We start from the raw sequence: 2,714 nt of genomic DNA, 5'->3' as shown, positions 1-2,714 counted from the left end.
AGGGAGCGTCGCCGCAGCCACCACGGATTTGGGCCAACTGGGCAATGGCCTGCGTGTAGGCGATGAACTGTGCCACGTCGCCGGAGCGGGCTAAGTCTGGAAACGCTTGGGCCAAGAACGTCTGCGTGACATACGCCACCGCGCCAAGGCCACACGGGCCGCCGAAGCACCGTTGATGATGGACCTCACCGAGGATGTAGGTGCGCTCCTGGGCTTTCTGCAGCGGCGTCACGCTGACCCCATTCGCCTTCTGCTCGGCCAGCCAAGCATTCATGGCCTCCCGGTTGGGAAAAGCCATTTCCATGCGAGTGCCGTTGGCGACAGGCTCCTGCGAGATCACGCGGGGCGCAGTGAACGAGCTCTCCTTGAACGACATTCGCAACTCTTCGCCCGTGTTCTTGTCGCGGGCCAGAACGCTCTGGACATCGTCGGAGTGGTCGGGCACGACACCGAGCATCGCGTTGAGGACAGCGAACTGACTGGCCAGGTCCGCCACCAGGCCGGAGTAGCCGTTGTCGTGCTTGGTGCAGTAGATGTTCCTGTTGGTCCGCCGCCCGCCGAGCGATGCCGGAAAGACGTGCTCGCCGGAGCCAGCGGCTTGGCCGCAAACGATGCAAGTATTGGCCACCTTTTCCCCTGAGTCTTGTTGATGGCTCATTTTCGGTGGTCGCGGCTATGCCTTGGCCGTGGGCATCTGCTCCCACGAGGTGATGTAGTCTGTTTAGGGTTGTGGAATACCTGCCCGAGCACGCGGCCGCGCGCGGAGCAGCGACGACCTGGGGGCAGGTGTCGCACAAGCCTAGGGCGATGACTTCAGGCTCTCACCATCCCGGCATCGCCTCCCAGCCGATGGGGAATCCCAGCTCTGAACTTTGAACCAGCGGATAAGCGGCAAAGATCGCGTTCAGGGTTGACTTCCACCGTTGAGGCAACTCAGTCTGCACCAGGAGATAGTTCACAACGGTGGCAACCGCGAAGAAGGACTTGGGTGAGCAAAGAGCATCCTTTCCCTTCTGTATGCCGCCGGCGCCACGCCGAGATGCACACCAAGGAACTGCGCATGGTGGGCGGCCGAGTTGCGCAACACGGTCAGCGCGTGAATCCACGATTGAAAGACCTCGGGCAGATCGACGCCAAAGCGCTTCGCAATGGTCTTCTTGTCGTTCTGGTCCCTGAGAATCGAGTAGGTCCGAGACCACATGCCGAACGACACGCATTCGCTGATGGCCCAGCTCGGCGGCAGATACGGATCGTCGTGGTTTTCGAAGTAGTGCTTGACGAAGGATTTCCCCTTCGCGCGGCCGACTTCGTCCTCGACCTTTCGGATCATGTGTCCGATCCCCCACTGCTGCGTCGGTTTGAAGACCTGATGGTCTAGGAACCAGTGTGGCGAATGAGTCAGGCTCAGGTGATTGGCAATCGTAGATCTGATGGCCACCTCCAGGCGGTCGATGGCCTCGATCGTCGCCGCGCGCAGCTCACGATCCAGTTCGCAGCGTTGGCGAATGTCTTCGAAGGCGTATCCGGCGGGGAAGCGCTTGGTGGTCGGGTCCTGGACCTGGTGCCAGTAGCCCTTCAGTCGATAGGCGCCGACTCCCCGGAGATACGACAAGGCCTGCGCGTCATCGGCGACGGCGAGTCCGCAGTTCTTCAGCTTTTGCAGCTGTTGCTCGGGGGTGCTGGCTGGCTTCGTGAAGGCGCGTAGAGTCTTCGCTGCTGTAGCCATTCCGGTTCAGTCCGGTCCAGACGTAGAAAACCCGCCTTTTGCACGTCTGCCTTGCGGCAGATCTCTGGTCGCGAAACCAGAACGTGTGGCGGGTGTGTTGGGATTGATGTTAGCAAACAGCTAACGAAGTAGGCAAGTCTTTTTGCGCCGAAAACGGCGTATCTCGGCCGGTCTCTCGGCAGGCAAGAAGAGCAAATTGGACTTTTGATAACTTCGGTTATTGATAGGCATAATCCAGCTGTCAAAACCGCCGCCAAGAAGACCCAGGCCCAGATCTCCAGTCATGACAGGCACTTACGATCGTCGGCTGGGACCCCATCACTTCGCCTACCTGCGCAGCGTGGCCGAAGGCCTGCCGCGGGAGGACGCGGCGCGGCGGTACTTGGGCTTGGCCCACGGCCACGAGCTCGTGACCTTGCACCGCCAGCTCGTCGACCAGCTGAGAGCCCTGGCACGCCGTGCCGGCGACTCGCGCTGGCGACTCATCGGCATCGATCTGGGCTCGAGGTCCGACACTGGGCAAGGGGTGTTTAACAGTAAAACACCCCGTCCTCCCCTCTACGACTGGGCCGAGGCCGAGGGCCTGGGCGACTGGAGTGAAGACGCGCTGCTCGAGATGTACGAGCAGCGTTTCCCGGCCGAGGATCCTCGCGAGGCACGCAAGGCCCGGCGCAACGGCCGCCTGCGCGAGCGCCAGCTCGAGGTGCTCGCCGAGCTAGCAAAGCTAGCATCCCAGCCCGCCCTGGCCACGGACCGCATCGACGCTTGGTTTGATCCGACCACGGCCGATCGGCTCATGAACGCCGGCTGCCTCCTGCTGCAGGACCTGGTCCAGCGAATCGCGAGCCGCAAGAACTGGTGGAGCGGGATTCGTGCCGTGGGCGCCACCAAGGCTCTTCGGATCGAGGCCTACCTTCGAACCTTGCTTCCAGAGGCCGCGACAGGCCCTGGCTTGGCGAGCCCAGGCATGGCCAGTCCCCTCGGGTCG

General features: G+C 62.3%; 3 protein-coding genes. 1 reads left to right on the top strand and 2 read right to left on the bottom strand.

Translation table 11 applies throughout. The annotated features are described in order from the left end of the window. Positions 1-658: HNH endonuclease (locus I73_RS09035; RefSeq protein ID WP_148289747.1), on the bottom strand; the 658-nt coding region annotated here is incomplete at its 3' end. Between the two features lie 297 nt (positions 659-955). Continuing rightward, positions 956-1,726 (bottom strand): Abi family protein, encoded by a 771-nt coding sequence (locus I73_RS09030; protein ID WP_022980312.1) that lies wholly within the window; start codon positions 1,724-1,726, stop codon positions 956-958. Positions 1,727-2,066: 340 nt separating this feature from the next. Between I73_RS09030 and I73_RS27030 the strand changes: the two genes are divergently transcribed. After that, the coding region (locus I73_RS27030; protein WP_304607944.1) for a phage integrase family protein at positions 2,067-2,714 on the top strand (648 nt) is incomplete at its 3' end.

The organism is Ideonella sp. B508-1, assembly GCF_000333615.1.
Lineage (GTDB): Bacteria > Pseudomonadota > Gammaproteobacteria > Burkholderiales > Burkholderiaceae_C > Ideonella.
Note: the sequence above shows the minus strand (reverse complement) of the source record. Positions and strands in the feature narration are given on the sequence as shown.